3 protein-coding genes are annotated in these 2,332 nt (G+C 40.2%); all 3 read right to left on the bottom strand.

The features are described from left to right. Positions 1 to 70: 70 nt before the first annotated feature. Positions 71 to 1,612, bottom strand: coding sequence for an IS66 family transposase (tnpC, locus tag NE257_RS11510; RefSeq protein ID WP_251855561.1), 1,542 nt, complete (start codon positions 1,610 to 1,612; stop codon positions 71 to 73). A gap of 101 nt (positions 1,613 to 1,713) precedes the next feature. Then, a complete protein-coding gene (gene tnpB, locus NE257_RS11505; protein WP_007209355.1) occupies positions 1,714 to 2,067 on the bottom strand; it encodes an IS66 family insertion sequence element accessory protein TnpB in 354 nt (117 codons plus the stop codon). After that, positions 2,057 to 2,251 (bottom strand): hypothetical protein, encoded by a 195-nt coding sequence (locus tag NE257_RS11500; RefSeq protein WP_007209356.1) that lies wholly within the window; start codon positions 2,249 to 2,251, stop codon positions 2,057 to 2,059. Before NE257_RS11500 ends, tnpB begins: the two co-directional genes overlap by 11 nt. Positions 2,252 to 2,332: the final 81 nt, after the last annotated feature.

Raw genomic sequence — 2,332 nt, 5'->3', positions numbered from 1 at the left:
ATAGCATAGTACCTGTACGCCAAATAGCCCGACCTCTATACTGAAGTCGGGAATATTTGGCATTTTAAATTTAAAGGCAGCGTTGCTGCACTTTTTTATTCCAAGGCAGAAGTTCATCTAGCGCTGACTCAGAAACAATAGGCAGATTGGGAATCCTCTCAAATAAAAATTCCAGATATTTGACAGGACTTAAGCCATTCAGCTCCGCTGTTTTATACACGCTCAAAATTATTCCTGAAGTTCTGGCGCCTTCCAAGCTTGTTGAGTGCAGCCAATTTTTTCGTCCCATTACCAGTTCTTTAATGTTGCGTTCGGAACGATTATTGGTGAGCTCCAAGCGACCATCTTCGAAAATTTCCTCGTAGCCCTTTCGTAGCTTACACACATATTGAGTAGCGATATCCAGCTTGGATTTGGAAACTGGATTTAGTGTACTAAGCCAGTCATAAAATGCATCAAATAGCGGACGAAGGTCCTGTTGTCGCAAAACCAATCGCTCTTCTGGAGATAAGTCTTGCCACTTCTTTTCCAAAGAAAACCATTTATCCATTTTCTTAACCGCTTGAGCTGCAGGAATCTCCGTATCCTTTTTCCCTTTGGGAATCGCTTCAAAGAACTTTCTCCGAGCATGTGCGAGGCAATAGACCAGTTGAACGTTCTCCACGGCATTATAACCGGCATAGCCATCACAATGGAGATAGCCACTAAATGCATTAAGAAATTTCTTCGGAACCTCTCCTGAACGGCCTTCATCGTGATGATAGTACACCATGGGATGGTCACTTTCTTTTCCGGTACAAAATTGCCAGTAATAAGTATCCGTCTTTGAACTTTCAATAACACGGTAACTCGTTTCATCTCCATGTAAAATTTCTTCTTGATTCAGGTAGTACTGCAATCTTTGCGCAAAAGGGTCTAACGCGTTTTGAACGGCCTTAATATGCCAATTTGTAATATTATCTCTGGAAATATCAAGACCGTGAGTTTTTTGCCAATATTTTTCTTGGCGATAGGCGGGAACTTTTTGACCGAATTTCATGCGAATCGTTTCTACCACAAGACTGTTTGATCCTAAGCTGTTTGAAATCAAAGGTTTGGGAACAGCTGATTTTTTAAAAGAAGAAATTCCATTTCTTTCACATTTTTGACAACTGTAAGTATGTTGATAATGCACAAGAGCGTCTAACATAGCTTGATGGAATCGGATTTCTTCGCGCACTTTCGTGCGCCCGATATCTTTCATTTGTGAACCACAGTGTTCGCAACACTGCTCTTCCAATGGTAGGACATGTTCTAGACTCGTTTTGGGTAAATGCTTCAGTTTATCGGCCTTTGTGCCCAACACCCGTTGATGTCCTTTTACCGTTATAGGTGAAGGAACATCCTCTGAGACCACTTCAAAGGCGGTTTCTTGGTTAAATAAATTAAGCTGTCCATTGTCATCGACGGGAAGAGTTTCTTTGGAACGACCAAATAATTTGTTGGTTAGATAATTGATTTTTTCATTTAACAGTTGGATTTCGGTTGTTAGATTTTGAATGGTTTGCTGCTGTACCTGATTCGTTTTATTCGAATCTTGAAGTAATTTAAGCAGTACATCTTGATTTTCCAAAACTTCTTCCTCCTTCCAACAGGATTAATCTGGGTCTAAAATACCACAAAAAATGGAAAAAAAATAGAGGCTTAACACAAGTAATTGTGTGAAACCTCTATTTAAAAGCTGCCTTTTTTGCCTGGTGAAATGGCCTTGGGTTGATCTACACTCAGACCTTCCAGCAACCAGCGTACCTGCTGATTCGTTAGGGTTCGGATTTCTTCTTTCTTTCTTGGCCATTTTAATCGACCATTGTCGATTCGTTTATAACAAAGAAGGAAACCATCACCATCCCAATGGAGAAGCTTAAAGCGGTCTTGCCGATTTCCGCAAAATAGGAAGACGGCATCTTCATACAAGTCCAGTTGATAATCTTGTTGGATGAGGCTAGCTAAGCCGTCAATGCCTTTCCGTAAATCCGTTTTCCCACATACAATGTAGATATGCTTGGTGTGAAGAAAATCATAAAACATCAGTAAACAGCTCCTTCAGGACCGCTTGCAGAATATAGTTGTTAATACCATTGTAAATCAATACTTCTGATCCGTTTTCCTTCTTAATTCGTAGGGCCAATTTGGTGGTGAGTGGCTTTATTTTTTCTGGCGAAGAATTTTCAGGAGCAAGTTGAACAGGAACAATTTCATTTAACTTATACATAAAGACCTCCAAACTTCTTGATGACTCAAGTATAGTTGGAGGTCATTTTATTTGAAAGGTACTGTGCTATGGGGCGCTTAC

This window comes from Enterococcus italicus (assembly GCF_023743875.1).
GTDB lineage: Bacteria > Bacillota > Bacilli > Lactobacillales > Enterococcaceae > Enterococcus_G > Enterococcus_G italicus.
Note: the sequence above shows the minus strand (reverse complement) of the source record. Positions and strands in the feature narration are given on the sequence as shown.

What these genes read in the sequence shown, in the direction of transcription:
- tnpB (WP_007209355.1), bottom strand. Translation starts at nt 2,067, where the DNA reads ATGTTTTATGATTTTCTTCACACCAAGCATATCTACATTGTATGTGGG.
- NE257_RS11500 (WP_007209356.1), bottom strand. Translation starts at nt 2,251, where the DNA reads ATGTATAAGTTAAATGAAATTGTTCCTGTTCAACTTGCTCCTGAAAAT.